22 protein-coding genes and 1 tRNA gene are annotated in these 22,914 nt (G+C 69.8%); 7 read left to right on the top strand and 16 right to left on the bottom strand.

Going from position 1 to position 22,914, the window contains the following annotated elements; genetic code table 11:
* The first annotated feature begins 32 nt into the window (after positions 1-32).
* Complete coding sequence (lnt, locus tag AC4FS1_RS04570) at positions 33-1,568, top strand: apolipoprotein N-acyltransferase (protein ID WP_491153056.1); 1,536 nt, start codon at positions 33-35, stop codon at positions 1,566-1,568.
* Positions 1,569-1,617: 49 nt separating this feature from the next.
* Here the strand turns inward: lnt and AC4FS1_RS04565 are convergent, their stop codons facing one another.
* From AC4FS1_RS04565 to AC4FS1_RS04550, 4 genes are all read right to left on the bottom strand, one after another.
* Complete coding sequence (locus tag AC4FS1_RS04565) at positions 1,618-1,998, bottom strand: RNA polymerase-binding protein RbpA (protein WP_491153054.1); 381 nt, start codon at positions 1,996-1,998, stop codon at positions 1,618-1,620.
* Between the two features lie 105 nt (positions 1,999-2,103).
* Complete coding sequence (locus AC4FS1_RS04560) at positions 2,104-2,880, bottom strand: glycerophosphodiester phosphodiesterase family protein (RefSeq protein ID WP_491153052.1); 777 nt, start codon at positions 2,878-2,880, stop codon at positions 2,104-2,106.
* Positions 2,877-3,956 carry an SPFH domain-containing protein gene (locus tag AC4FS1_RS04555; RefSeq protein WP_491153051.1) on the bottom strand — a complete coding sequence of 360 codons (1,080 nt, stop codon included), beginning with the start codon at positions 3,954-3,956 and terminating at the stop codon, positions 2,877-2,879. The genes AC4FS1_RS04560 and AC4FS1_RS04555 overlap by 4 nt, the downstream gene beginning before the upstream one ends.
* A complete protein-coding gene (locus AC4FS1_RS04550; RefSeq protein WP_491153049.1) occupies positions 3,953-4,426 on the bottom strand; it encodes an NfeD family protein in 474 nt (157 codons plus the stop codon). The genes AC4FS1_RS04555 and AC4FS1_RS04550 overlap by 4 nt, the downstream gene beginning before the upstream one ends.
* 128 nt (positions 4,427-4,554) lie before the next feature.
* On the opposite strand from AC4FS1_RS04550, the gene AC4FS1_RS04545 reads away from it, so the two are divergent.
* Positions 4,555-5,319: an SDR family oxidoreductase gene (locus AC4FS1_RS04545; protein ID WP_491153047.1), complete on the top strand. Its 765-nt coding sequence runs from the start codon at positions 4,555-4,557 to the stop codon at positions 5,317-5,319.
* A 2-nt stretch (positions 5,320-5,321) separates the two neighbouring features.
* Positions 5,322-7,316, top strand: coding sequence for a S9 family peptidase (locus tag AC4FS1_RS04540; protein ID WP_491153045.1), 1,995 nt, complete (start codon positions 5,322-5,324; stop codon positions 7,314-7,316).
* 558 nt (positions 7,317-7,874) lie between these two features.
* Here the strand turns inward: AC4FS1_RS04540 and AC4FS1_RS04535 are convergent.
* From AC4FS1_RS04535 to AC4FS1_RS04515, 5 genes are all read right to left on the bottom strand, one after another.
* Positions 7,875-8,423, bottom strand: coding sequence for an HdeD family acid-resistance protein (locus tag AC4FS1_RS04535; RefSeq protein ID WP_491153043.1), 549 nt, complete (start codon positions 8,421-8,423; stop codon positions 7,875-7,877).
* A gap of 76 nt (positions 8,424-8,499) precedes the next feature.
* A complete protein-coding gene (locus tag AC4FS1_RS04530) occupies positions 8,500-9,417 on the bottom strand; it encodes an AEC family transporter (protein WP_491153041.1) in 918 nt (305 codons plus the stop codon).
* 53 nt (positions 9,418-9,470) lie between these two features.
* Positions 9,471-10,067, bottom strand: a complete 597-nt coding sequence (locus AC4FS1_RS04525; RefSeq protein WP_491153039.1) for a hypothetical protein — start codon at positions 10,065-10,067, stop codon at positions 9,471-9,473.
* Positions 10,064-11,314, bottom strand: coding sequence for a serine/threonine-protein kinase (locus AC4FS1_RS04520; RefSeq protein WP_491153037.1), 1,251 nt, complete (start codon positions 11,312-11,314; stop codon positions 10,064-10,066). The genes AC4FS1_RS04525 and AC4FS1_RS04520 overlap by 4 nt, the downstream gene beginning before the upstream one ends.
* Positions 11,315-11,411: 97 nt before the next feature.
* A complete protein-coding gene (locus AC4FS1_RS04515; RefSeq protein ID WP_491153035.1) occupies positions 11,412-11,672 on the bottom strand; it encodes a DUF6458 family protein in 261 nt (86 codons plus the stop codon).
* A gap of 172 nt (positions 11,673-11,844) precedes the next feature.
* Here AC4FS1_RS04515 and AC4FS1_RS04510 point away from each other — a divergent pair, with 172 nt between their 5' ends.
* Positions 11,845-12,417 (top strand): dihydrofolate reductase family protein, encoded by a 573-nt coding sequence (locus AC4FS1_RS04510; protein ID WP_491153033.1) that lies wholly within the window; start codon positions 11,845-11,847, stop codon positions 12,415-12,417.
* Positions 12,414-13,061, top strand: coding sequence for a hypothetical protein (locus AC4FS1_RS04505; RefSeq protein WP_491153030.1), 648 nt, complete (start codon positions 12,414-12,416; stop codon positions 13,059-13,061). The genes AC4FS1_RS04510 and AC4FS1_RS04505 overlap by 4 nt, the downstream gene beginning before the upstream one ends.
* 8 nt (positions 13,062-13,069) lie before the next feature.
* Here the strand turns inward: AC4FS1_RS04505 and AC4FS1_RS04500 are convergent, their stop codons facing one another.
* From AC4FS1_RS04500 to AC4FS1_RS04490, 3 genes are all read right to left on the bottom strand, one after another.
* Positions 13,070-13,834: an SGNH/GDSL hydrolase family protein gene (locus AC4FS1_RS04500; RefSeq protein ID WP_491153029.1), complete on the bottom strand. Its 765-nt coding sequence runs from the start codon at positions 13,832-13,834 to the stop codon at positions 13,070-13,072.
* Positions 13,835-13,869: 35 nt separating this feature from the next.
* Positions 13,870-15,222: an MFS transporter gene (locus tag AC4FS1_RS04495; protein WP_491153027.1), complete on the bottom strand. Its 1,353-nt coding sequence runs from the start codon at positions 15,220-15,222 to the stop codon at positions 13,870-13,872.
* Between the two features lie 67 nt (positions 15,223-15,289).
* Positions 15,290-16,333 carry an LLM class flavin-dependent oxidoreductase gene (locus AC4FS1_RS04490; protein ID WP_491153025.1) on the bottom strand — a complete coding sequence of 348 codons (1,044 nt, stop codon included), beginning with the start codon at positions 16,331-16,333 and terminating at the stop codon, positions 15,290-15,292.
* 139 nt (positions 16,334-16,472) lie between these two features.
* Here AC4FS1_RS04490 and AC4FS1_RS04485 point away from each other — a divergent pair, with 139 nt between their 5' ends.
* Positions 16,473-17,102: a phosphoribosyltransferase gene (locus AC4FS1_RS04485; RefSeq protein ID WP_491153023.1), complete on the top strand. Its 630-nt coding sequence runs from the start codon at positions 16,473-16,475 to the stop codon at positions 17,100-17,102.
* Between the two features lie 16 nt (positions 17,103-17,118).
* Here the strand turns inward: AC4FS1_RS04485 and AC4FS1_RS04480 are convergent, their stop codons facing one another.
* Together AC4FS1_RS04480 and polA are read right to left on the bottom strand one after the other, a co-directional pair.
* Positions 17,119-18,792 (bottom strand): DUF885 domain-containing protein, encoded by a 1,674-nt coding sequence (locus AC4FS1_RS04480; protein ID WP_491153021.1) that lies wholly within the window; start codon positions 18,790-18,792, stop codon positions 17,119-17,121.
* A gap of 58 nt (positions 18,793-18,850) precedes the next feature.
* Positions 18,851-21,487 carry a DNA polymerase I gene (polA, locus tag AC4FS1_RS04475; RefSeq protein WP_491153019.1) on the bottom strand — a complete coding sequence of 879 codons (2,637 nt, stop codon included), beginning with the start codon at positions 21,485-21,487 and terminating at the stop codon, positions 18,851-18,853.
* 57 nt (positions 21,488-21,544) lie between these two features.
* Here polA and AC4FS1_RS04470 point away from each other — a divergent pair, with 57 nt between their 5' ends.
* On the top strand, positions 21,545-21,976 hold the full coding sequence (locus tag AC4FS1_RS04470) for a hotdog fold thioesterase (protein WP_491153017.1): 432 nt from the start codon (positions 21,545-21,547) through the stop codon (positions 21,974-21,976).
* Positions 21,977-22,126: 150 nt separating this feature from the next.
* On the opposite strand, the gene AC4FS1_RS04465 is transcribed toward AC4FS1_RS04470, so the two are convergent.
* Both AC4FS1_RS04465 and AC4FS1_RS04460 read right to left on the bottom strand, forming a co-directional pair.
* Positions 22,127-22,747 (bottom strand): ANTAR domain-containing response regulator, encoded by a 621-nt coding sequence (locus AC4FS1_RS04465; RefSeq protein ID WP_491153015.1) that lies wholly within the window; start codon positions 22,745-22,747, stop codon positions 22,127-22,129.
* An 82-nt stretch (positions 22,748-22,829) separates the two neighbouring features.
* Positions 22,830-22,912 (bottom strand) — tRNA-Leu (locus tag AC4FS1_RS04460).
* Positions 22,913-22,914 lie beyond the last annotated feature (2 nt).

Here is a 22,914-nt window from a genome sequence, read left to right as displayed (position 1 = left end):
CGCGATCAGCATCCCCCGATTAAGGTCGATTCGTGCCCCGACACCGCCCCCTGCTTCCGCTGTGGGCTGCGGTGCTCACCGCGGGCGTCGGGGGGCTGGTTCTGGATGCCGCCTTTCCCGATATCGGCTGGTGGCCCCTGGCTTTCGTCGGGGTAGCGTTCGCACTCGCCTCCCTCATCGGACGGAGCGTCGGCGGCGCGCTGCTGGTCGGCTCCGTTTTCGGCGCGGCGTTCTGGTTCGTCCACGTCTCGTGGACCACCCGTTACCTGGGGATCGTCCCGTGGTTCGGCCTCGCCGGTGCCGAAACCGTCTTCTGGGCCGTCGGCTCCATCCCGATCATGCTGGCGTACCGGTGGCTGCCGCGGGTCCTCCCGGCGACGTGGGGGCGCCTGGTGGTGCTCCCCGTGCTCGTCGGAGGCCTCTGGACGATGCGGGAACTCGTGATGGGCTCCTGGCCGTACACGGGGTTCCCGTGGGGGCGCATCGGAATGAGCCAGTCCGAGAGCCCCCTCGCCTCTCTCGCGTCGTGGGTCGGGGTGACCGGGCTGACGTTCCTCATGGTGGCCTTCACCGCCGCGGTGCTCGAGTGGGTGCGGCTCGCACGATTCCGCGACCTCCGTACCGTCATCCCCGTGGCCATCCTCGCCGTCGTTCTGCTCGCCGTTCCTGCCTTCCCGACCACGGGCACCGGATCCCTGCGCGTGGGGAGCGTCCAGGGCAACGGGCCCAGCGGCTACTTCGACCCGCGCGCCCCGGGCGACGTCCTCAACGCGCAGCTGGGAGCCACCTCGCCGCTGCTGGACGAGAACCTCGACCTGCTCGTGTGGCCGGAGGGAAGCGTCGACGCCGACCCGCTGTCCGATCAGGGAACCGCGCGGATGCTGGACGCCCTGGCCGCGCGCGTCGACGCGCCCCTGCTCGTGAACGCCGCCACCGCACGGGGCAAGGACATCTTCAATACGTCGATCCTCTGGACCGCCGGCGAGGGCCCCGCCGCGGTGCACGACAAGACGCATCCCGTGCCGTTCGGCGAATACGTCCCCGACCGATGGTTCTTCGAAGCGCTCGTTCCGGACCTCGTCGGACTGATCGGCCGCGAGTACACGCCCGGCACCAACCCGCCGCTCGTCGACCTCGGGGGCATCGGCATCGGCTTGGCCATCTGCTTCGACGTCATCTACGACGATGTCCTCTGGGAGGGGGCCCGCGGCGGTGCGGAGCTCTACGTGTTCCAGACCAACAACGCCGACTTCCGCGACACCGACGAGAACCTTCAGCAGCTCGCTTTCGCCCGCATGCGTGCGATCGAGACCGGGCGCGCCGTGGTCAACATCTCCACCGTCGGGACGAGCCAGGTCATCGCGCCCGACGGTGCCGTCGTCGACGCGCTGCCGGCCGGCGAGGCGGGGACGATGCTCACGGACGTGCCGCTGCGGGAGGGACTCACGCCCGCGGTGCTGATCGGCTCCGCCGTGCAGGCGATCGTGGGGTGGGGGAGTGCGCTCGCGCTCCTCGCCGTCGGTCTGGTCGTCCTACTGCGGGGCCGCCGCGCCGGCCACTCGCGCTGAAACGACGACGCCGGCCCCCGCGGGGACCGGCGTCGGTGTGAGTGTGAACTCAGGCGGAAATCTTCTCGGTCGCCCCGGCGGAACCACCGCGGCGGGCGCGGATGTAAGCCAGACGCTCTTCGAGCAGCTCCTCCAGCTCGGGAAGCGTGCGCCGCTCGAGCAGCATGTCCCAGTGGGTGCGAGGAGCCTTGTCTTCGCTGTGGTCGACGGTGGCGGTGTTGTCGCCGATGCGCAGCAGAGCCTCGGCTCCGCAGGTGCGGCACTCCCAGGACGGGGGTACCTCCGCGTCGGCGGCGAACGTCAGTGTCGTGTCACGTCCACAGGACGTGCAGGTGTAGATGTGCTGTGCGCGGTCGTGGAACACGACGCCCTCTTCGCTTTGTAGGCTCTGGGCGCCGAGTCGGACTCCGCGCAGACTGCGGTCTGCCATTGTAAGGTCCTCTCGTCGCTGTTCAGGTATAACGTCTTGACCTGGGCGATCCATCCGAACGGCTGCCCTCGGCCGGGCATTCACAGATGATGCTCAGCGGGGCTGTCAAGATGCCAGCGTCAGGGCCACATCGGCGCGGTCGGTGATCAGTCCGTCCACCCCGGCGTCGAGCAGTCGCAGCATGTCGGCAGGGTCGTTGACGGTCCATACATGTACTTCGATTCCGTGGGCGTGGGCGGCCTCGACGAGCCTGGGCGTCAGCACGCGCACGCGACGATGGCGTTCCGGAATCTGCAGCGCGTCGAGCCCCTCGAGGGCAGCGTCGGCACGGCGACGACTCCGCACGGCGAGGGCCGCCACCAGCCGTCGCAGTACCTGCGATCCGGGCGATGTCGCGGGCGCGGGCCGTGCGCCGTGCCGTACGGCGGCGGCCAGTGCGGCGTGGCGCCGTTCGTCGGAGAAGCTCGTCAGCAGCACCCGCTCGGCGTGCGGAGCGACCAGCCGCCCCACGGCATCCTCCGCTCCGTCCTCCTTGACGTCCAGATTGAAACGCAAGGTCGGGAACGCATCCAGCGCCTGCTCGAGGGTGAGAAGACCTCCGCGCGGGGCCAAGAGGTCCGTCAACTCTGGCAGCGCCACCTCCGCGACCGGGCGGGGGAGGCCGGCGACGCGCTGCAGGTCCTCGTCGTGCAGCAGGACGACCGTCCCGTCCGCCGTGAGGCGGCAGTCCGATTCGACGAACTCCACGCCGGCGGCATGCGCCTCGGCCACGGCGGCGAAGGAGTTCTCCACCACACCGGCTGCTGCAGCATCCGCGGTCACGAGCCCACGGTGTGCCAGGACCCGCGGCCGTGCGGCGCCGCGGAAATAAGGGTGCGTCACGACGAAGCGGGCCGCCCTGATTCGAGGTCGCCCGCCCCTGCGGGAAGGGTCGACCGGGCCTCGGCCGCGATGTCGTCCGCGGCCGACGCAGCCTCCCGTGCCGCAGCGAGCGCCTCATCGGTGCCCGGCGACGGGGCGGGGGGCTTGGGGGCGCGCGGAGCACGGGGCCCGCCCGGCTCGGAGTGACGCCCGCCGAACGCGTCGCCGATGCCCTTGAGCGCCTCGGTCAGTTCGCTGGGGATGATCCACAGTTTGCTCGAGGGACTGTCGCTGATCTTCGGCAGCGTCTGCAGGTACTGGTACGCCAGGAGCTTCTCGTCGGGCTCGCCGGCGTGAATGGCGGAGAACACCATCTGGATGGCCTCAGACTCACCCTGTGCCCGCAGCACTGCGGCCTGCTTGTCACCTTCGGCGCTGAGGATCTCCGCCTGCCGGCGCCCCTCCGCTTCGAGGATCTGCGACTGCTTCGACCCCTCCGCCGTGAGGATCGCGGCGCGGCGGTCGCGCTCGGCGCGCATCTGCTTCTCCATGGAGTCCTGGATGGAGTGCGGCGGATCGATCGCCTTCAGCTCCACGCGGCCGACGCGGATGCCCCACTTGCCGGTCGCTTCATCGAGCACCACGCGCAGCTGCCCGTTGATGTTGTCGCGGCTGGTGAGGGCCTCTTCCAAGTTCAGGCCGCCGACCACGTTGCGCAGCGTCGTGGTGGTGAGCTGCTCGACAGCGCCCAGGTAGTTCGCGATCTCATAGGTCGCCGCGCGCGCGTCGGTGACCTGGAAGTAGACCACCGTGTCGATGGAGACGACCAGGTTGTCCTCGGTGATGACCGGCTGCGGCGGGAAGGACACGACCTGCTCGCGCATGTCGATGAGGGGGCGCACCCGGTCGATGAACGGCACGAGGATGTTCAGGCCCGGCTGCAGCGTCTTGTGGTAGCGCCCGAGGCGTTCGACGACACCGGCGGAGGCCTGCGGGATGATGCGGATGGCGCGGAAGATCACCACCAGGACGAAGATCAGGACGGCGATCGCCAGCGTCCAGCCGATCACGGCCGGGATGACCTCTGATGCGGTCATTCGGACAGCTCCTCAGGTCGGGGGCGGACAAAGGCCGTGGCGCCGTCGATCCGGGCGACGCGGACCGGAGTGCCGGGTTCGATCTCGGTGCGTCCTTCGCTGCGCGCGGTCCACACGTCCCCGTTGGCGAGTTTCACCTGACCGGTCACGCTCGAGACGGTTGCCAGGACGCGCCCGTCCAGACCCAGGAGCGCCTCCACGTTCGACGGTCTCGTGTCCGAACTGCGGTGCAAGCGGCGCAAGAGGGCGGGGCGCAGGGCCAGGAGGAGCACGGCGGCCACAGCGGCGGCGGCGATCACCTGCAGCCACAGCGGGGCTCCGAGGATGTCCGCACCGAGGCCGGCGAGGCCGCCGATCGACAGCATCAGGAACGTCAGATCGAGGGTGAGCATCTCGACGACGAGGAAGATCAGCATGAGGACCAGCCAGCCGATCCACGCCCACTGCTCGATGATCTGGAGTAGCTCCATCGTGCGCGCCTCCCTGTGGGTCGAAAGTATCACGCGCCGTTTCTCACGGACCCGGATTGGTAGGGTCGAACAGCGGCCGCGCCACGTCGTCGGCGCGGCACAGGAAACCCAAGACTTCAGGAGCTCCCGTGTCTCAGATCCTCCCCCCCGATTCGCTGCGCGGCAAGACCGCCCTCGTGACGGGATCCTCCCGCGGCATCGGCGCGGACACCGTGCGTTACCTCGCCGAGGCCGGCGCGAACGTCGTGGTGAACTACCGCAACAAGGCTCCTCGCGCCGAGAAACTGGCCGGAGAGCTGCGTGCCCTCGGCGCCGAAGTGCTCGTCATCGGTGCCGACCTGACCGACGACGCATCCGTGCAGGCGATGTTCGCCGAGGTGGAGCGGGCTTTCGGTGCCCTCGACATCCTCGTGCTGAACGCCTCCGGCGGCATGGAGGCCGGGATGGGCGAGGACTACGCGCTGCAGTTGAACCGCGATGCGCAGGTGCGTGTGCTGCAGAACGCGCTGCCGCTGCTGGGTGACGGGGCGCGCGTGGTGTTCGTCACGAGCCACCAGGCGCACTTCATCCGCACGACCCCGACCATGCCGGAGTACGAGCCGGTGGCCCTCTCCAAGCGCGCCGGTGAAGACGCGTTGCGCGAATACATCCCCGAACTCGCCGAACGCGGCATCGGGTTCGTGGTCGTCTCCGGCGACATGATCGAGGGCACCATCACCGCGACCCTGCTCGAACGGGCCAACCCCGGCGCCATCGCGTCGCGCCGCGAATCGGCCGGGCGACTGTACAACGTGTCGGAGTTCGCCGCCGAGGTCGCCCGCGCGGCGATCGACCCCATCCCGGATGATTCCACGCGGCTCGTCGGCGACACGTCGTCCTTCGCGGGGGAGTGAGCATGCGGGCATCCGACATCGAGCACCTCGTCGCGGTCGCTCGCCCCGCGATCGCGCGCGATGGCTCGTTCGCCGTCTTCGCGACGTCGCGTCCCGACATCGCTGCCAACCGCAACGTCGGGCAGCTGTGGCGCATCGATCTCCCCGGCGGATCGCCGCGCCGGCTCACCCGCGGCATCGCGGATTCCGCTCCCGCGCTCACGCGGGACGACACACGGGTGGCATTCCTGCGCGGTGACGCCAAGGGACGCGCGCAAGTGTTCGTCGTCGCATCCGGGGGAGGGGAGCCCATGCAGGCGACCGACGCCCCGTCGGGCGTCGAGGGGTTCGCGTGGTCTCCCGACGGCGCGCGGCTGGCATACACCGCGCGGATCGCGGAGAAGGGACGATACGGAACGGTCGAGGGGCTGGATGCTCCGGCCGAGGCCCCGCGGCGAATCACCGGCATCCGCTGGCACGCGAACGGCCTGGGTTACGTCGCCGACCGCCCGGCGCAGCTGTTCGTGATCGATGCCCCGTCGGTGGGTGCCGAGCCCTTCTACGAGCCTGCTCCGCGCGTGCTGGCCGAGGGTGAAGAAGCGCCGGTCAAGACGCTGGTGGCGGACGAAGCCGTCGCGCTGACGGAGGGCCCGGCCAGCTGGCACGGCGCCACGTGGACGGCCGACGGCCGCGAGATCCTCGTCATCCCCGACGTCATCGAGCGGGGCGAGCGCGACCTGCGGAGCCGAGTCGTCGCCATCGCCGCCGCTGACGGCACGACGCGCGAGGTGCTGGGGACGGCGGCGAACCTTTCCGTAAGCGACCTTGCGGTGGCTGACGATGGCACGGTCTTCCTGCGGGCCAGCGACGCGGGAACCCGCGGGATCGACTTCGTGGCGCCAGGGGTGGCGCTGTGGATCCTCGAGGCGAACGGACCCCGCGCGCTCACCGACCCCGAGACCATCGACCTCGGCGAAGTCGGCAGTGCGCTCACACCGGCCGGCGACGACGTGCTCGTGCAGGACCGTACGCGCGGGCGGATGCGGGTGCTCCGCGTCACCCGGGCCGGGGAAGTCTTCGAGGTCCTCGGCGGCGACCTCGAAGCCGTCGGCGTCGCCGCGGCGGGGGAGCGGATCGTCGCAGCGGTCGCGACGCCCGAGTCGTACGGCGAGCTCGTGCTCCTCGATGCCGGCGCACCCGCTCGCGTCCTCACCGACTTCGGGCGGCCGCTCGGTGAGCGGGGAATCGTGTCACCCCGCGAACTCGAGGTGACCGCCCGCGATGGGTACCCGGTGCACGGATGGGTCGCCACGCCGGAGGGGAGCGGCCCGTTCCCGGTCATCCTGCAGATCCACGGTGGTCCGTACGCCTCGTATGGCGTGCACGTCTTCGACGAGACGCAGGTACTCGTGGACGCCGGTTACGCCGTCGTCTACTGCAACCCGCGCGGCAGTGCCGGGTACGGGCGAGCACACGGCCGCGCCATCCGGGGCGCCATGGGCACCCTGGACTACACCGACATCATGGACTTCTTCGAGGGGGCGCTCGCTGCGGACCCCCGCTTGGACGGCGGGCGCGTGGGGATCATGGGCGGCTCCTACGGCGGCTACATGACGGCGCGGGTCATCGCGCACGACCACCGCTTCGCCGCAGCGATCGTCGAGCGGGGATTCCTCGACCCGGTGTCCTTCCAGGGAACCAGCGACATCGGCAGCTTCTTCGGTGACGAGTACGTCGGTACCGATCCGGACGGGATCCGGTCGCAGAGCCCGATGGCGGTGGTCGACCAGGTGACCACGCCGACCTTCGTCGTGCACTCGGAACTGGACTTCCGATGCCCGCTCGAGCAGGCGACCCGGTACTACACCGCCCTCAAGCGCCAGGGCACCGAGGCGGAGATGCTCATCTTCCCCGGCGAGAATCACGAGCTGACCCGCGCGGGGCAGCCGCGCCACCGCATCGAGCGGTTCGACGCCGTGCTGGACTGGTGGAAGCGGTATCTCCCCGCCGACGCCTGAAGCGCGCCCGGCACCGGCAGTCCTGAGCCGACGGTTCACCGTGCGCTTCGGGAGGGGATGAACGTTCGCGAGGTCGTGTGCACCTGGGGAGGGGATGAGCGTTCGGGAGGTCGTATTCGCCCGGATCGGCCCTCCGTTGTGCACATCTCCTCCCGGCCTGCCCGCTGCTACCGCCCGGGCGGGTGAGCGCCGGGGATGGAGGCGTGGCGCTCAGTGTGGGCGTCTGGTCTGGCGTTCGGGTGTGCGCTTCGGGAGGGGATGAGCGTTCGGGAGGTCGTATTCGCCGGATCGGTCCTCCGTTGTGCACATCTCCTCCTGTGCTGCCCGCTGCCGACGGCCCGGGCGGGGCGAGTGCCGGGGATGGGGGGAGTGGCGTTCGGCGAGATCCGGAGCTTGGGTGTGCGCTACGGGAGGGGATGAGCGTTCGGGAGGTCGTATTCGCCGGATCGGCCCTCCGTTGTGCACATCTCCTCCCGAACGGCCCACGACGGGCCCGCGCGCACTGGGGCGAGCGTGGCGGAAGTGCGGCGCGCTCCGCCGCGCGCGGGGTCAGACGGACTAGCGCCCGAAGGTGACCGCCCGCACGATCTGGACGATGCCCAGCACGATGAGCGAGACGCCCAGCAACACCCAGAGCAGGGCGACGTACATGGGAGTGAGCAGGAGCACGATGCCGGCCAGGATGCTGACGATCCCGAAGAAGACCGACCAGCCCTTCGAGCCGGCGGTACGCAGGGTCGCCAGCGTCACGATCCCCTCGGCGACCCACAGAGCGCCGATGATGATGCCGAGCGCGATCGCGAATCCCGTGGTGGCCGCCGCGAGATTGACCAGCGCCACCACACCCGCGATGACGAACAGCACGCCGAGGACGGCGTAGCCGACGCGACTCCATCCGCCTAAGAACCGCGAAAATATGCCCAGTCCGACATATACCAGGCCGGCGACGATCACCCAGATGGCGATGATCGCGACCCCCACCTCCGCGGTGCGTCCGGGCCACACGAAGATGAGGATGCCGACGATCAGCGAGAGAGCGCCCGAGACGCCGAGCGCGACGCGGATCGCCGTGGTGGCGCTGCGCTGAAGCGAAGAGTCGAGAGACATGAATGCCTTTCTGTGCGGGGGAGAAGCCGGGCTTCGGCCCCACCATAGGGCACCGGCTGCGCCGCCGGGAGAGGCCTCAGTGCAGGAGGGCGGCGGCCAGGAAGAGGATGGGGATGCACCCGAGCGTTGTGACGAAGATCGTGTCACGCGCGATGATCTCACCCACGCCATAGCGCTGTGAGAAAAGGAACGCGTTCTGCGCCGTGGGAAGCGCCGCGAGCACCACGACGATGCGCGTCTGCTCGGGGGAGAGGGCGAAGGCCATGGCGAGTAACCAGGCAACGAGCGGCATGGCCACGAGCTTCAGAGCCGAGGCGAGCAGGACGTCGACCCGCCTTCCGGGAGCGGTGAGCACCCGCTGCCCGTGGAGGGACATGCCGTAGGCGATGAGCAACACGGGGATTCCGGCATCCGCGATCAAGGTGAGCGGGTCGAGCACGATGGGGGGCAGATCGATACCTGTCAGCGCAACGACGACACCGAGCGCCGCGCCCCACAGCATCGGGTTCCGGACGGTCTGGGCCACGATGCGGCGCCATGAGAGCGACCCGGTCGTGGCTGCATCCAGCAACGCGAGCGTGACCGGCATGAACACGAGCAGCTGGAACAGCACGACGGGTGCCGAGTACGCCGCGTCGCCGAGGATGTACAGGGACAGCGGGATTCCGATGTTGTTGGCGTTGACGTAGCCGCTCGAGAAGGAGCCGACGACCGTCTCACCGAGCCCGCGCCGGAGGACGAGGGCGGCGATGAGCGCGTAGAGCGCGAACATCACGAGCGCTGTGAGCGCGGAGACCGGCAACAACGCGGAGAAGAGGGTGTGCACGTCGGCACCGGCGAGGATGACGAAGAGCAGGAACGGCGAGAGGACGAAGAACGTCAGACGGCTGAGCACCGGGAGTCCGGAAGGCCCCAACAGCTGGGTGCGGCCGAGAATGAAGCCCACGGCCACAGCGAGTCCGACGACGGCGAAGCCGGTGAGGATGCCGGTCATGCCGCGGTGCGGGGGAGCGGCGATGTCCTCACGGGGTCGAGCTTACGGGGGCCTCAGCCCTTCCCCTTGCCCTTTTCCTTGTCCCCGGGGGCTGGTGCGTCCTTGCCCGGCCCGTTGTTGCCGGGCGCCGGATCGTCCTTCTTCCCGGGTTCCTCCTTGTCTTTCTTTCCCGGCCCGCCGTTGTCGGCGCCGTTGTTCCCCGGACCGCTGTTGCCGCTGCCGTTCCCACCGCCCGTGTCCGTGCCGTTTTCCGCGTCGGTCGGAACGACGTCGTCGGGAACGACCGTGACCGTCGGCTCCGTCGCCTGCTCCGGGGTGGGCTGTTCGGGCGCCGGGGTCGAAACCGGAACAGCGAGCGCGGCGAGGTCCGCTCGGACCAGCAGGATCGTCGCGAGGATCTCGTCGGCTTCGTTCGCGGGGAGGCCACCCGCATCCCGGGCGGCAACGACACGCGTCTCCACCTCGTCGATCGAGGACTCTGCCGCGGCCAGATCTCCCGAAGCGGCGGAGCCGGCGGCATCCACCACGAGCGTGCGGAGATCGTTCGCCGGCGACGGCGTGGCCGAGCAGCCGGCGATCGTCAGGGCGGTCACGAGAGCCGTGGCAAGGACCCACGGGATGCGGCGGGCTGCACCTGCTCCAAGTCTCATGGCTGCACCTGCTCCAAGAGCTGGCGAAGATGCTCGCCGAGTGGTTCGGGGAGTGCGGGCAAGGTCGGTTCCGGAGCCGGCGTCGCGCCCGGGAGCAGCAGAGCCACGGTGATGGCGGCCGCGACGACGAGGAGGACCACAGCCGCCGTTATCCACCACCCCCGGCGTGAACGGCCCCCGTGCGGGACGGCATCGCCGGCGGGGGGAGTGACCGACGGGAGCGGCGGCGGCGCACCGATCGCCGTGGCCGGAGCCGGGAACGTCGTCGACGTGGCGGCAGGGCCGGTGAGCACCTCGGTAGGAGGAAGGAGGCGCAGCGTGGGACGGTCAGCGTCGTCGGGGACAGGGGGGCGCGCCGCGGGTTGCGTGATCGCCGCGGGATCATCGGTCTCCGCGGCCCCGGTTGAGCGCAGGAGCAGAGCCGCGCGCTGCACGGCATGAGCGTCGGGACGAGAAGCCGGATCCATCGCGGTCATCGCTGTCAGGAGGTTCCGCCAGTCGTCCGGCAGGCTCGCAGGAACCTCGGGCGAGCGTACGAGACGGGCCACGAGGGCCTCGTGCGGGGTGACCTGAGGGTACGCCCGTTGCCCGGTGAGCGCCTCCAGGAGCACGAGCCCGAGGGCGTACACGTCCGCAGCGGGCGACGGCGAATCGCCGCGTGCCTGCTCCGGGCTGAGGTACGCGGCGGTACCGATGAGTGTCCCGGTCGCCGTGACGCGAGCCGAGTCGATGAGGTAGGCGATGCCGAAATCGGCGAGGGTCGCGCGAGGCGGCTCGGAGGGCAGCGGCGCCGGACGCAGCAGCACGTTGGACGGCTTCACGTCGCGATGCACGACGCCGCGGGCATGGATCACGTGAAGCGCCTCGGCCAGGTGGGCGGCGAAGGCGGCGGCCGTGGCAGCATCCACCGGACTCTCGCGGATGCGCTGGCCGAGGGTCGGACCGTCGATGAGTTCCATCACGAAGTACGGCGGGTCTTCATCCAGGCGCGCGTCGAACAGCGTGACCAGCGAGGGATGCGTGAGAGAGGCCAGGACGCGCGTCTCCGCGGCCACCCGTGCGCTGTCCGGATCATCCGGAGCGGCCGCGGCGAAGATCTTCAGCGCGACGGCACGGTCCAGGCGTTCATCGACTGCACGGTAGACGCTGGCGTACCCGCCGCGGCCGACCAGGCCGCCCAGGCGGTAGCGCCCGCCGAGAATCGTTCCGGTGAGGGGCGCGACAGGCGGGTCGACGACGCCCGTCATCGCAGCCCCTCACACCCAGCCATGCAATTGCCGATAATGCACATTATGTCAGCATGAACAGATCAACCCTGCTCCTGCGGCCTTCCGCCCGGATCGCTCAGACGATGTCGTCGCCGCTGGACCGCGTGGACTGGCGCGTGACGCGCTCTCCCGCAGCCGGGTCGACGGCCGTGCGCGTGACGGTGTCCGTCGAGCGACGACGCATCATCAGGACGAGACCGATGACGAAGACGACGACGCCGGCACCCATGAGGATGTAGCCGATGAGGTCGAGGTTGAACCACTCGAGCTGCACGTTGACGGCGAACGCAAGGATGGCTCCGATGACGAACAGGGCGATTCCCGCTCCGATGCTCATGGCTTCCCCCTTCTAGGCGTCGGCACAGCCGACGTCCTCGCGACACCATGCCGCGCTCCCAATGATGGCCACCCCATGCCCGATCATCCGAGGGCTTGACAACGCGACTCTGCGTACCCTCGACACCGGAACCGGTTCCATGAACGTCGGATGCCCCGCCTATCGTCGGGGCATGGCCACCACGATCTTCCACACCGCCGTCACCCTGAACGGGTTCCTCGCGGACGAGGCCGATTCACTCGATTGGCTGTTCGCCGTTCCGGGGGCCGATGACGCCGAGAACGACTTCGGCTCGTTCCTCGCCACCGTCGGCGCGTTCGTGATGGGCGCGGCCACGTACGAGTGGGTGCTCCGGCACGAGGAGGAAGAGCGCCCGGGGATGTGGGCGGAGTCCTACGGCGCACTCCCCTGCTTCGTGGTCACCCACCGGACATTCCCCATTCCCGAGGGCGCCAACGTGCAGTTCGTCCGGGGGGACGTTCCCTCCTTCTGGCCGCGCATCGAGCAAGCCGCGGGCGACGGTGTCGTGTGGCTCGTCGGCGGGGGCGATCTCGTCGGCCAGTTCGACGATGCCGCCCACCTCGATGAGATCCGCCTCTCGGTCGCTCCGGCCCTGCTGCCCGCGGGCAAGCCGCTTCTCCCCCGCCGAATCGGCCCGGACCGCCTGAGCCTGGAGACGGTCGCACGCCACGGCCAGTTCGTCGAGCTGGCGTACCGGGTGAACCGCTTCACCGGTGCCGCATGAACCGGCGCGTCCGCCGGGTGGTGCGCACGTGGCTGCCGACGGCGGTGATCGGCGCGATCTGCGTCGCGGTGGTGATCGGCGCCGTCGCGATGCAGAACTCCTGGTGGACCGCGCCGGCTCCGAAGCCCGCCGCCGACCAGCAGGCTGCCGATGGGATGTCGCGATTCGATCGCGCCGGCGTGGACTACTTCACGCGCGCTGGCGCTGTGCGGGTGAGGATCGGAGATGACGCCCTGCCGGCCGACGAATTGGGCCTCGCGGCGGAGGGCGAAAGCACGATAGAGCCGCTCGTCCCGGTGCGAGCCGTCGTCCTGGCGGACGAACCGCTGGTGCTGGAAGCCGTGTCCTCCGTCTCGGTGACGAGCACCGGGAACCGGGTCACCGCGGTGACCCTCGTGCCGGACACCGGCCGCTCCTGGCAAAGTGTCTCGGGCGAGCTGGAACGCACCGCCCTCACGTGGGGCTGGACCGAGGGTCAGCTCGCCCAGCTCTCATCGGATCTCGCCGCGGCCGCGCAGGGTGGCGACGGAGGCGGCTACTCGGCCGCACTCCCCGGAATCCCCTCGCGTGGCGCGCTCGTGAGCGCGGCGGTGGTGGTGGATGGCGGGGTGACAGTGTCATTCACGATCGAACCCGCGCCGTAGGCGCGCGCTCAGGCGGTGGTGGCGGGTGTGACGGTCACCCACGACGGGAACTTCGCCGTCCGTCCGTCGCCGGAGGACGTGCCGGTGAGGCGGCGGCGCACCCACGGGCCGACATGCGCGCGGTAGTAGGCGGCGCCTGCCAGGCGCTCCTGCGTCGTGTCCGGAAGCGACCACCAGCCCGCCGGCACGTCCAGCCCCAGTGCATCGAGTACGCGGGCCGCGACGCGATGGTGCCCGCGTGCGTTCATGTGCAGACGGTCCGGAGCCCAGTACGACGGCGTCGACAGCTCCCGGTCGGGCCAATTCATGGCACGCACGACGTCGGGTCGATCCGCGAAGCGTTCCACGACGGCGGCGGAAAGGCTGTCCCCGCGCCGCTGCACCATGCGTCCGAGCGGCAACTGCCCAGACGGGTTGGCGCCGGAGAGGAGGATGAGGCGGACGCCTTCTTCATCGCACCGGCGCAGCACCGCCGCGAACGCGTCGACGATGTGCGCGATGTCGGGACGCGGACGGATCATGTCGTTACCGCCGCCGTTGAAGGACAGATGAGTGGGCTTCAGCGCCAGCGCCGGCTCCAGCTGCTCCCGCACGATGGGCCACCCCAGCTTGCCCCTGATCGCGAGGTTGGCGTATTCGATCGGCTCCGCCACGGCGGTCGCCCACTGCTGCGCGACGAGGTCGGCCCACCCGCGTACGGTGCCGTCCGGCAGCTCATCCCCCACCCCCTCGCTGAAGGAGTCGCCGATCGAGACAAAGCGTACGGAAGCCACCCCGCTACCCTACGGCTGCCCGGAGAGCGTCCGGCTCAGCGTTCGTCGAGTGCGCGCCCTCGGCGGTCGGCCAGGCCCCACGTCGCGATGACGGCCACCGCGAAGAACGCGGCGAAGACGACGAAGAGGACCGGTGCTCCGCCGGCGGCCAGGAGCGGGGGCACGGTCAAGGGCGCGAGGATCGACGCGATGCGGCCCACGCCCGCCGCCCATCCGCTTCCCGTCGCGCGCAGCGACGTGGGATACGTCTCGGGAGTGACCGCGTACAGCGCACCCCATGCGCCCAGGTTGAAGAACGACAACGCCATCCCGGTCCCGATGACCATCGCCTCGCTCGTCGCGGTGCCGAACAGGATGGCCGCGACGGCTGAGCCGCCGAGGAACACGGCGAGTGTCCCCCGGCGTCCCCACACCTCGATGAGCCACGCGGCGACGGCGTACCCGGGCAGCTGCGCGAGGGTGATGATCAGCGTGAAGCCGAACGACCTGACCAGGTCGTAGCCCGAGGCGACGAGGATCGTGGGGATCCAGATGAATGCCCCGTAGTAGGAGAAGTTCACGCAGAACCACACGACCCACAGGCTCGCGGTCCTCAGGCGGAACTCCGGTGACCACAGCGCCCCGAGACGCTCCCCTGCCCGTCCGGCCGCGGGCGGGGGCACAGCCGCGGCGGTCGCCGCCGGTACCGCTCCCCCGGCACTGCCGCCCTCGAAGGACGCCAGGATGCGGGCTGCCTCGGCCGAGCGCCCCTGCCGCTCGAGCCACCGCGGTGACTCGGGAAGACCCCACCGTACGACGAGGGCGTACGCCGCCGGGACGGCCCCCAGCGCGAAGGCCCACCGCCACCCGTCGTCCGAGGCCGGGATCACGAAGTAGCCGATCAGCGCCGCAGCGGTCCATCCCACCGCCCAGAACGCCTCGAGGATCACGATGAGCCTGCCCCGGATGCGCGCGGGAGCGAACTCGCTGACGTAGGTGGATGCCACGGGGAGTTCCGCACCCAACCCGAGGCCGACGAGGAAGCGCAGCACGATGAGGGCCGCCAGTCCGCCCGCCAGCGCGCTGGCCCCCGTGGCCACGCCGTAGACCAGGAGGGTCACGGCGAAAACCTGCCGCCGCCCGAAGCGGTCAGCCAGCAGACCGCCGACGCTGGCGCCGACGGCCATCCCCACGAAGCCGGCCGACGCGATCCATGCCGTTTCGTTCGGCTGGAGCGCCCACTGCTGTGCGAGGACCGCGATGACGAACGAAATGAGCCCCACATCCATGGCATCCAGCGCCCACCCGATGCCGGAACCGGTCAGCACGCGGACGTGCCCGCGGCCGAATGGCAGTCGGTCGAGTCGCTCGGACACGGTGGCGGGCGAGGAAGCCGCAACATCGGTCATGACGCCATGTTAGGGACCTTCGGCCCTGTCACGGGTCGTCCGCGGCAGCTGATCCGCCCGAAAATGCTCAGCCCGCGCTGGACAGCATGTCGCGGACCATCGGCAGCACGCGCGTGCCGTACAGCTCGATGCTGCGCAGCACCTGGTGTTGCGGCAGGCCGCCGGTGCCGATCTTCATGTCGAAGCGGTCGGCGCCGAGGGTGCGAACCGTGTCGGCGATCTTCCGCGCCACGGTCTCGGGCGACCCGACGTACATCGACCCCTCCGGGCCGAGGTCGTGCTGGAACCGCAGCCGGTTGTAGGCGGGCCAGCCGCGCTCGCGCCCGATGGCGGTGAAATTGCGCTCCACGCCCGGGTACGCCTCCTCCTGGGCCTCCGCGTCGGTGTCGGCGACATGGCCGGGCGAGTGAATGCCGAGCGGCAGGCGGTCGCGTTCGAAGGAGTCCAGCGACCGGTGGTACAGATCCACGAGGGAGCGGAACCGGTGTGCGGGTCCGCCGATGATGGCGAGCATCAAACCGAAGCCGTGGCGCGCTGTACGCACCACTGATTCCGGGCTGCCGCCCACGCCCACCCATGCGGTGAGTCCGGATTCGGTCTTCGGATAGACGTCGGCCGCCGCCAACCCGGCGCGGGTCGTTCCCGACCACGTCACGGGCTTCTCGTCCAGGAGCTGACGGAACAGGGCCAGCTTCTCGTCGAAGAGCACCTCGTAGTCGGCGAGGTCGTAGCCGAACAGCGGGAAGGACTCGATGAACGAGCCGCGGCCGAGGATGACCTCCGCGCGGCCGTGGGACACCGCATCCAGCGTCGCGAAGCGCTCGTACACGCGGACGGGATCGTCCGAGGAGAGCACCGTCACGGCGGTGCCGAGGTGAATGCGCTCGGTCAGGCCTGCGGCTGCGGCCAAGACGATCTCCGGACTGGAGACGGCGAACTCGGGTCGGTGATGCTCCCCCACCCCGAAGAAGGACAGCCCGACCTCGTCGGCGCGAACGGCCTGTTCCACGACCTGCCGGATGGTCGCGCCGTCGCTTGCACGTGAGCCGTCCGGCGCGATCGCCACGTCCCCGAACGTGTCGAGGCCGAGTTCCACCTGTCCTGCGCTCATCGGCGCCTCCTATTCATTCGTCCGCATAAACCGCAGGCCATCCGGGGGCATTCCCACGGATTGCGCGCGTCACGAACGAGCCGAGGCCCCGGTCCTCGGGGCCTGATGCGGCGATCGCGGCGGAGCGTAGGCTCGCCGCATGGTGCTGTTCGCCGATCGCATCGCGGCCGGCCAGGAGCTCGCTGCGTGCTTGCGGACGCGGTGGGGCTCCGACGCGGTCATCCTCGGCATTCCCCGGGGCGGGGTGGTGGTGGCGGCGCAGGTCGCCTCCGCGGGCGGCTGGCAGCTGGACAGGATCCCCGTCCGAAAGCTCGGTGCGCGCGGGCGCGAAGAGCTCGCGGTGGGAGCCATCGCGGACGGCGTGCGGGTGCTGTCCGACGAGGTGATGCGGCTCACCGGCACCACCCCCGCCGATGTGGCCGACACGGAGGGTGCCGAGCGCACCGAACTCGCACGCCGAGCATCCCTCTACCCCTCCCCAGACGCCGACGTCGCGGGGCGGGTGGCGATCGTCGTCGACGACGGGGTGGCTACCGGGGCGACGGCCATGGCTGCGTGCCGCGCCGTGCGCGCGCGAGGACCCGCGGGCGTCATCCTGGCGGTGCCGGTCGCACCGCACGACTGGGCGCCGGATGCTGACGTGGTCGACGAGTTCGTGTGCCCGCATCGGCCGCGCGACTTCCGTGCCGTCGGGCAGTTCTACGACGAGTTCCCGCAGACGAGCGACGAGGAGGTCACCCGCCTGCTGGCGCGTGACCTCCCCGCGTGAAAGAGCGGCCATCGGGTCAGGGCACGAGCGCTTCGCGCAGCGTATCCAGGCCCACCCCGCCCAGGTCGAGCGCCTTCTTGTGGAAGGCCTTCAGGTCGAACGCGTCCCCCTGTGCCTCGGCGTAGCCGTCGCGGATCTGCTCCCAGATCCGCTGCCCCACCTTGTACGAGGGCGCCTGTCCCGGCCAGCCGAGGTAGCGGTTGACCTCGAAGCGGACGAACTCGTCCGACATGTTGACGTTGTGCAGCATGAACTCGAGCGCGTACTCCGCGTCCCAGGTGCCGGTTCCGTCCAGGCGCGGCTTCTCCAGGTGCACTCCGATGTCGAGCACGACGCGGGCCGCCCGCATCCGCTGGCCGTCCAGCATCCCGAGCCGGTCGGCGGGGTCGTCCAGGTAACCGAGAGACTGCATGAGACGTTCGGCGTAGAGGGCCCAGCCCTCCGCATACCCGGATGTCCCGGCCAGCAGACGCCGCCACGAGTTCAGCTGTGCGCGGTTGTACACCGCCTGCGCGATCTGCAGGTGATGCCCCGGAACGCCCTCGTGGTAAACGGTGGTCAGCTCGCGCCACGTGTCGAAGTCTTCGACACCCTCCGGAACCGACCACCACATGCGTCCGGGACGCGAGAAATCGTCGGTGGGGCCGGTGTAGTAGATCCCGCCTTCCTGGGTGGGGGCGATCATGCACTGCAGCTGGCGAATGGGTTCCGGGATGTCGAAGGCGCTCGCCCCGAGCTGTTCGATCGCGCGGTCGCTGGTCTCCTGCATCCACCTTTGCAGCGCTTCGGTGCCGTGAAGCTTCCGCGTCGGGTCTGCCTCCAGGAAAGCGACGGCCTCTTCCACGCTCGCGCCGGGCAGAATCTCGTTCGCGATGGCCTCCTGCTCCGCGACCATGCGGGCGAGCTCTTCGACGCCCCACTCGTAGGTCTCGTCGAGGTCCACCGTGGCACCGAGGAATCGGCGGGAGTGGAGCGCGTACAGCTCGCGGCCGACGGCATCCTTCTCGGTCGCCACCGGCGCCAGCTCGCCGGTGAGGAAGGCGGCGAGCTCGCCGTAGGCCACGCGCGCCGCGTTGGCGTTGTCGGCCAGTTCGCGCGCGAGCGACGCGGGAAGCTGTCCTTCGTCCGGTGCGGCGTTGGCGGCGAACTCGGCGAAGAACCCGTTGTCGGCGGTGTACCGGTCGATCTGCGTCACGACTTCGCGCACCTGACGGCGGGCCGGGACGACTGCCCGGGCGATCCCTTCGCGGAGGGTGGCGATATAGCCGTCGAGCGCCGCGGGCAAGGCCTTCAGACGTGCGGAGACCACCGTCCAGTCCTCAGCGGTAGCGGTGGGCATGAGGTCGAACACCATCCGGATGTCCTGCGCCGGGGAGGCGATGACGTTGAGATCACGCAGGTGCCAGCGGGCGTCGTACAGGTCCAGGCTCAGACGCAGTTCCCGCGCGAGGTCGGTCTTGGTCACCACGTCGATCTCGTCCGCCGGCTCCGCCGCCTCGAGGGCGGTCAGCGTCTCCCGGACGGCGCTCGCCATCCGGTCGTGGCCGGCGGGTGAGTAATCGCCGAACCGGTCGTTGTACTCGGACCGGCCGATGTACGTCGCAGCGGTCGGTTCCAATTCCGCGAGGGTGTCCACCCACGCGTCGGCGATCTCGTCGATCGGCGAGGGAGTGCGGGATGCGTTCGTCATACGTCGAGCCTACGGACGCGCCGCCCGCGCAACCAACCCGTTCTCGCGGACTCGGTCGTCAGTGGCCGGCGACCGACCAGTCGGGGCCGCGACCGATCTGCACGTCGAGCGGCACCGAGAGTGCGGCGGCGTCGCCCATGCGCGTACGCACGATCCGCTCGGCCGCGTCCCACTCCCCCGGTGCCACCTCGAGGACGAGCTCGTCGTGGATCTGGAGCAGCACGCGGGACCCGAGGCCCCCGGCGGCGAGGTCATCCGCGATGTGGAACAGGGCGATCTTCATGATGTCGGCGGCACTGCCCTGGATGGGGGCGTTCAGCGCGGCTCGTTCGGCGTTCTCGCGTAGGACCCTGTTCGGGCTGACGAGGTCGGGGAACGGCCGCCGACGACCGAAGATCGTCTCGGTGTACCCGTCGACGCGGGCCTTTTCCACGGAGGTGCGCAGGTAGTCCCGCACCGCGCCGAAGCGGGCGAAGTACTCCATCATGAGTTCGCGGGCCTCGGCCTGCTCGATCCGCAGCTGCTTCGAGAGCCCGAAGGCCGAGAGCCCGTAGACGAGTCCGTAGGACATCGCCTTCACCTTCGTGCGCATGGCGGGCGTCACGTCTTCCTGGGCGACACCGAACACCCGGGCGCCGACGAAGCGGTGGAGGTCTTCCCCGGAGTTGAACGCCTCGATGAGGCCAGGATCGCCCGACAAGTGCGCCATGATGCGCATCTCGATCTGCGAGTAGTCCGCCGTCAGAAGAGTCTCGTATCCCGCGCCCACCTCGAAGGCGGCGCGGATGCGGGTGCTCTCCTCGTTGCGGATCGGGATGTTCTGCAGGTTCGGGTCGGTGCTGGACAGGCGGCCGGTCTGGCTGCCGGTCTGCAGATACGTGGTGTGGATGCGGCCACCGTCGTCGATCGCGACGTCCAGCGATTCGATGATCTGCCGCAGCTTCGTGGCCTCGCGGTGCTGGAGCAGCAGCGCGAGGAACGGGTGCGGGTGGGTTTCCTGGAGATCGGCGAGGGCCGCCGCATCCGTGGAGTACCCCGACTTGGTCTTGCGGGTCTTCGGCAGCTCGAGCTCGTCGAACAGCACCTCCTGCAGCTGCTTGGGGGAACCGAGGTTCACCTCGCGACCGATCGCCGCGTACGCCTCGCGCGCCAGTGCGTCGGCCCGGGCGGCGAGTTCGCCGGAGAAGGTCGAGAGCTTCTCGTGCGACACCGCCACTCCGGCCAGCTCCATGGCCGCGAGCGCCTTCAGCGTCGGCAGCTCGATGTCGGTGAGGACCGTCGCCACAGGTGCGGGTAGTTCGGTCCGCAGCGCGTCGGCCACCCGCAGCAGGAACCAGGAGATCTGACCGGGGGTCGCCCCTTCCGTCTCCGGCACGAGCTGCGTCGGATCGGCCTCGGGGAGTTTCTCACCGAGGTAACGCGCGACGAGGTCGGCGAGGGTCTTGTCGGGGAAGCTCGGACGCAGGAGCCACCCGGCGAGGATGACGTCCAGCGCGACCCCGCCGACATCGACGCCTTCGCGAAGGAGCGCTTTGACCTGCGGCTTCGCGTCAGCGAACGTCTTCGGACGGTCTGAGGCGAACCACCCGGCCAGCGCGTCGCGCACCCCGGGTGTCCAGTCCGCCTCCACGGCGCCGGATGCCGTTGCCAGTCCCACCCGGGAGGGTCGACCGCCCGTGAGGACGAGGGTGACGCCGACCTCACCCTCGGCCGAGGTGACGAACGCGGCCAGGGCCGCGGGATCCGATTCGAGCGCGGCCGGAGCCTCGGCCACCGGGATGCTGGCATCGGACCCGGTCGCGTCGGCGCCGGCGACTTCGAACACCCGCGGCAGCAGGGTGCGGAACTCCAGGCGCGCGAAGATGTCTCGCACGGCCTGAGCGTCGATGGGCCGCATCTCCAGGTCGGCGGGGGCAACGGGGAGCTCGACGTCGCGGAGCAGGCGGTTCAGGGCGCGGTTGCGCCGGACGTCGTCGAGGTGCTCGCGCAGGTTGTTGCCCACGACCCCCGTGATCTTGTCGGCGTTCTCCAGGAGGGCATCCAGCGAGCCGTACTGCGTCAGCCACTTCACCGCGGTCTTCTCGCCCACCTTCGGTACGCCGGGAAGGTTGTCGCTGGTCTCCCCCACGAGCGCGGCGATCTCGGGGTACTGGGCGGGTGGCAGGCCGTACTTCTCCACCACGGCGGCGGGGTCGTAGCGCTTCAGCTGAGACACCCCCTGCACGTTGGGGTAGAGCAGGGTGACGTCATCGGTGACGAGCTGGATGGTGTCGCGATCCCCCGAGCACACGAGCACGTGGAAGCCCTCGGCGGCGCCCTGCGTGGCGAGCGTGGCGAGGATGTCGTCGGCCTCGATCCCCTCCTTCTGCAGCACGGGGATGCTCATGGCCGCCAGGCAGTCCTGCAGGATCGGGATCTGACCCTTGAACTCGCTCGGCGTCTCGGAACGGTTCGCCTTGTACTCGGGGTACTGGTCGGTGCGGAACGAGTGGCGTGCCATATCGAAGGCGACGGCGATGTGCGTGGGCTTTTCCGCCTTGATGAGGTTCACCAGCATCGACAGGAAGCCGTAGATGCCGTTGGTGTGCTGACCGTCCTTCGTGGAGAAGTTGTCGACCGGCAGCGCGAAGAACGCCCGGTACGCGAGCGAATGGCCGTCGACGACGAGAAGGGTAGGCTTTGCGGAGTCCGTCACCTGTTCAGCCTAACGACGGGAGAGGACATCTCTCCCCGCGGCGAAACGAAGGCGACGATGAGCTCCACTCCCCCGCAGACCGCTTCCGGAATCGACTGGGCCCGCGCCCGTGGCGTGGGTGCCCTCGCAGAGAAGATGGGCATCGAGTTCGTGGAGTTCTCCGTCGAGCGGGCCGTCGCGACGATGCCCGTCGAAGGGAACACGCAGCCCGTGGGGCTCCTCCACGGCGGCGCGTACGTCGTGCTGGGAGAGTCGCTCGGCTCGATGGCCGCCAACCTCTACGCCGGCCCCGGGCGACTCGCGGTGGGTGTGGACATCAATGCCACGCACACCCGCTCGGCGACCTCGGGGATCGTCACCGGAGTGTGCACGCCGATTCATCTCGGCCGTTCGCTGACCGTGCACGAGATCGTCGTCACCGACGAGGAGGGCAGACGCTGCTCGACGGTGCGCATCACTAACCACGTCAAGGACATGCCGCGCGCCTGACCCGGCTTCAGGACCGCGAAACTCCACCTGCGCCACGAGACAGCATCCGTCGCACGCAGCCTCGTGGCGGCCGTGCAGTCTCGCGGGACGGAGCGGCGGAGGCGCGGGACGGAGCGGCGGCGGCGGCGGCGGGGGACGGAGCGGGGGCGGTCAGGACTTCTTCGGCGCGAGCTGTTCGATGATCGCCTTGGCGACGTCCTGCATGGTGAGGCGGCGGTCCATCGACGCCTTCTGGATCCAGCGGAATGCCTCGGGTTCGGTCAGGCCCATCTTCTCGTTGAGGAGACCCTTGGCACGGTCGACGAGCTTGCGGGTCTCGAACCGCTCGACCATGTCGGCGACCTCGGCCTCGAGCGTGATGATCTGCTCGTGGCGGGCCAGGGCGATCTCGATCGCGGGGAGCAGGTCATTCGGCGTGAACGGCTTCACGACGTAGGCGAGGGCACCGGCTTCGCTCGCACGCTCGACGAGTTCCTTCTGGCTGAAGGCGGTGAGCAGCACGACCGGGGCGATGTGGTTCTTGCTGAGCCGCTCGGCTGCGCTGATGCCGTCCAGCTGTGGCATCTTCACGTCCATGATCACGAGGTCGGGCCGGAGCTCGGTGGCCAGCTGGACCGCGGTCTCGCCGTCGCCGGCTTCACCGACCACGTCGTACCCGTTGTCGCGGAGGATCTCGACGATGTCCAGGCGGATCAGCGACTCGTCCTCCGCCACGACGACGCGACGGGGGGCAGATGCAGCGGGGGGCTCTGAGTCGGTCACGTGTTCCATCCTAGAACTGCGGGCGTCGGCTTTCGGCCGACATTCGGGGAGAGGTGGCATACCGGCCCCTCACGGAGCCGATATGCCATCGTGCCGGTGGTGGGACTCGAACCCACACGTCCTTTCGGACAGAGCATTTTGAGTGCCCCGCGTCTGCCATTCCGCCACACCGGCCT

This window comes from Microbacterium sp. Z12_35 (assembly GCF_058310475.1).
This window is presented reverse-complemented; position numbering and strand designations above follow the sequence as displayed.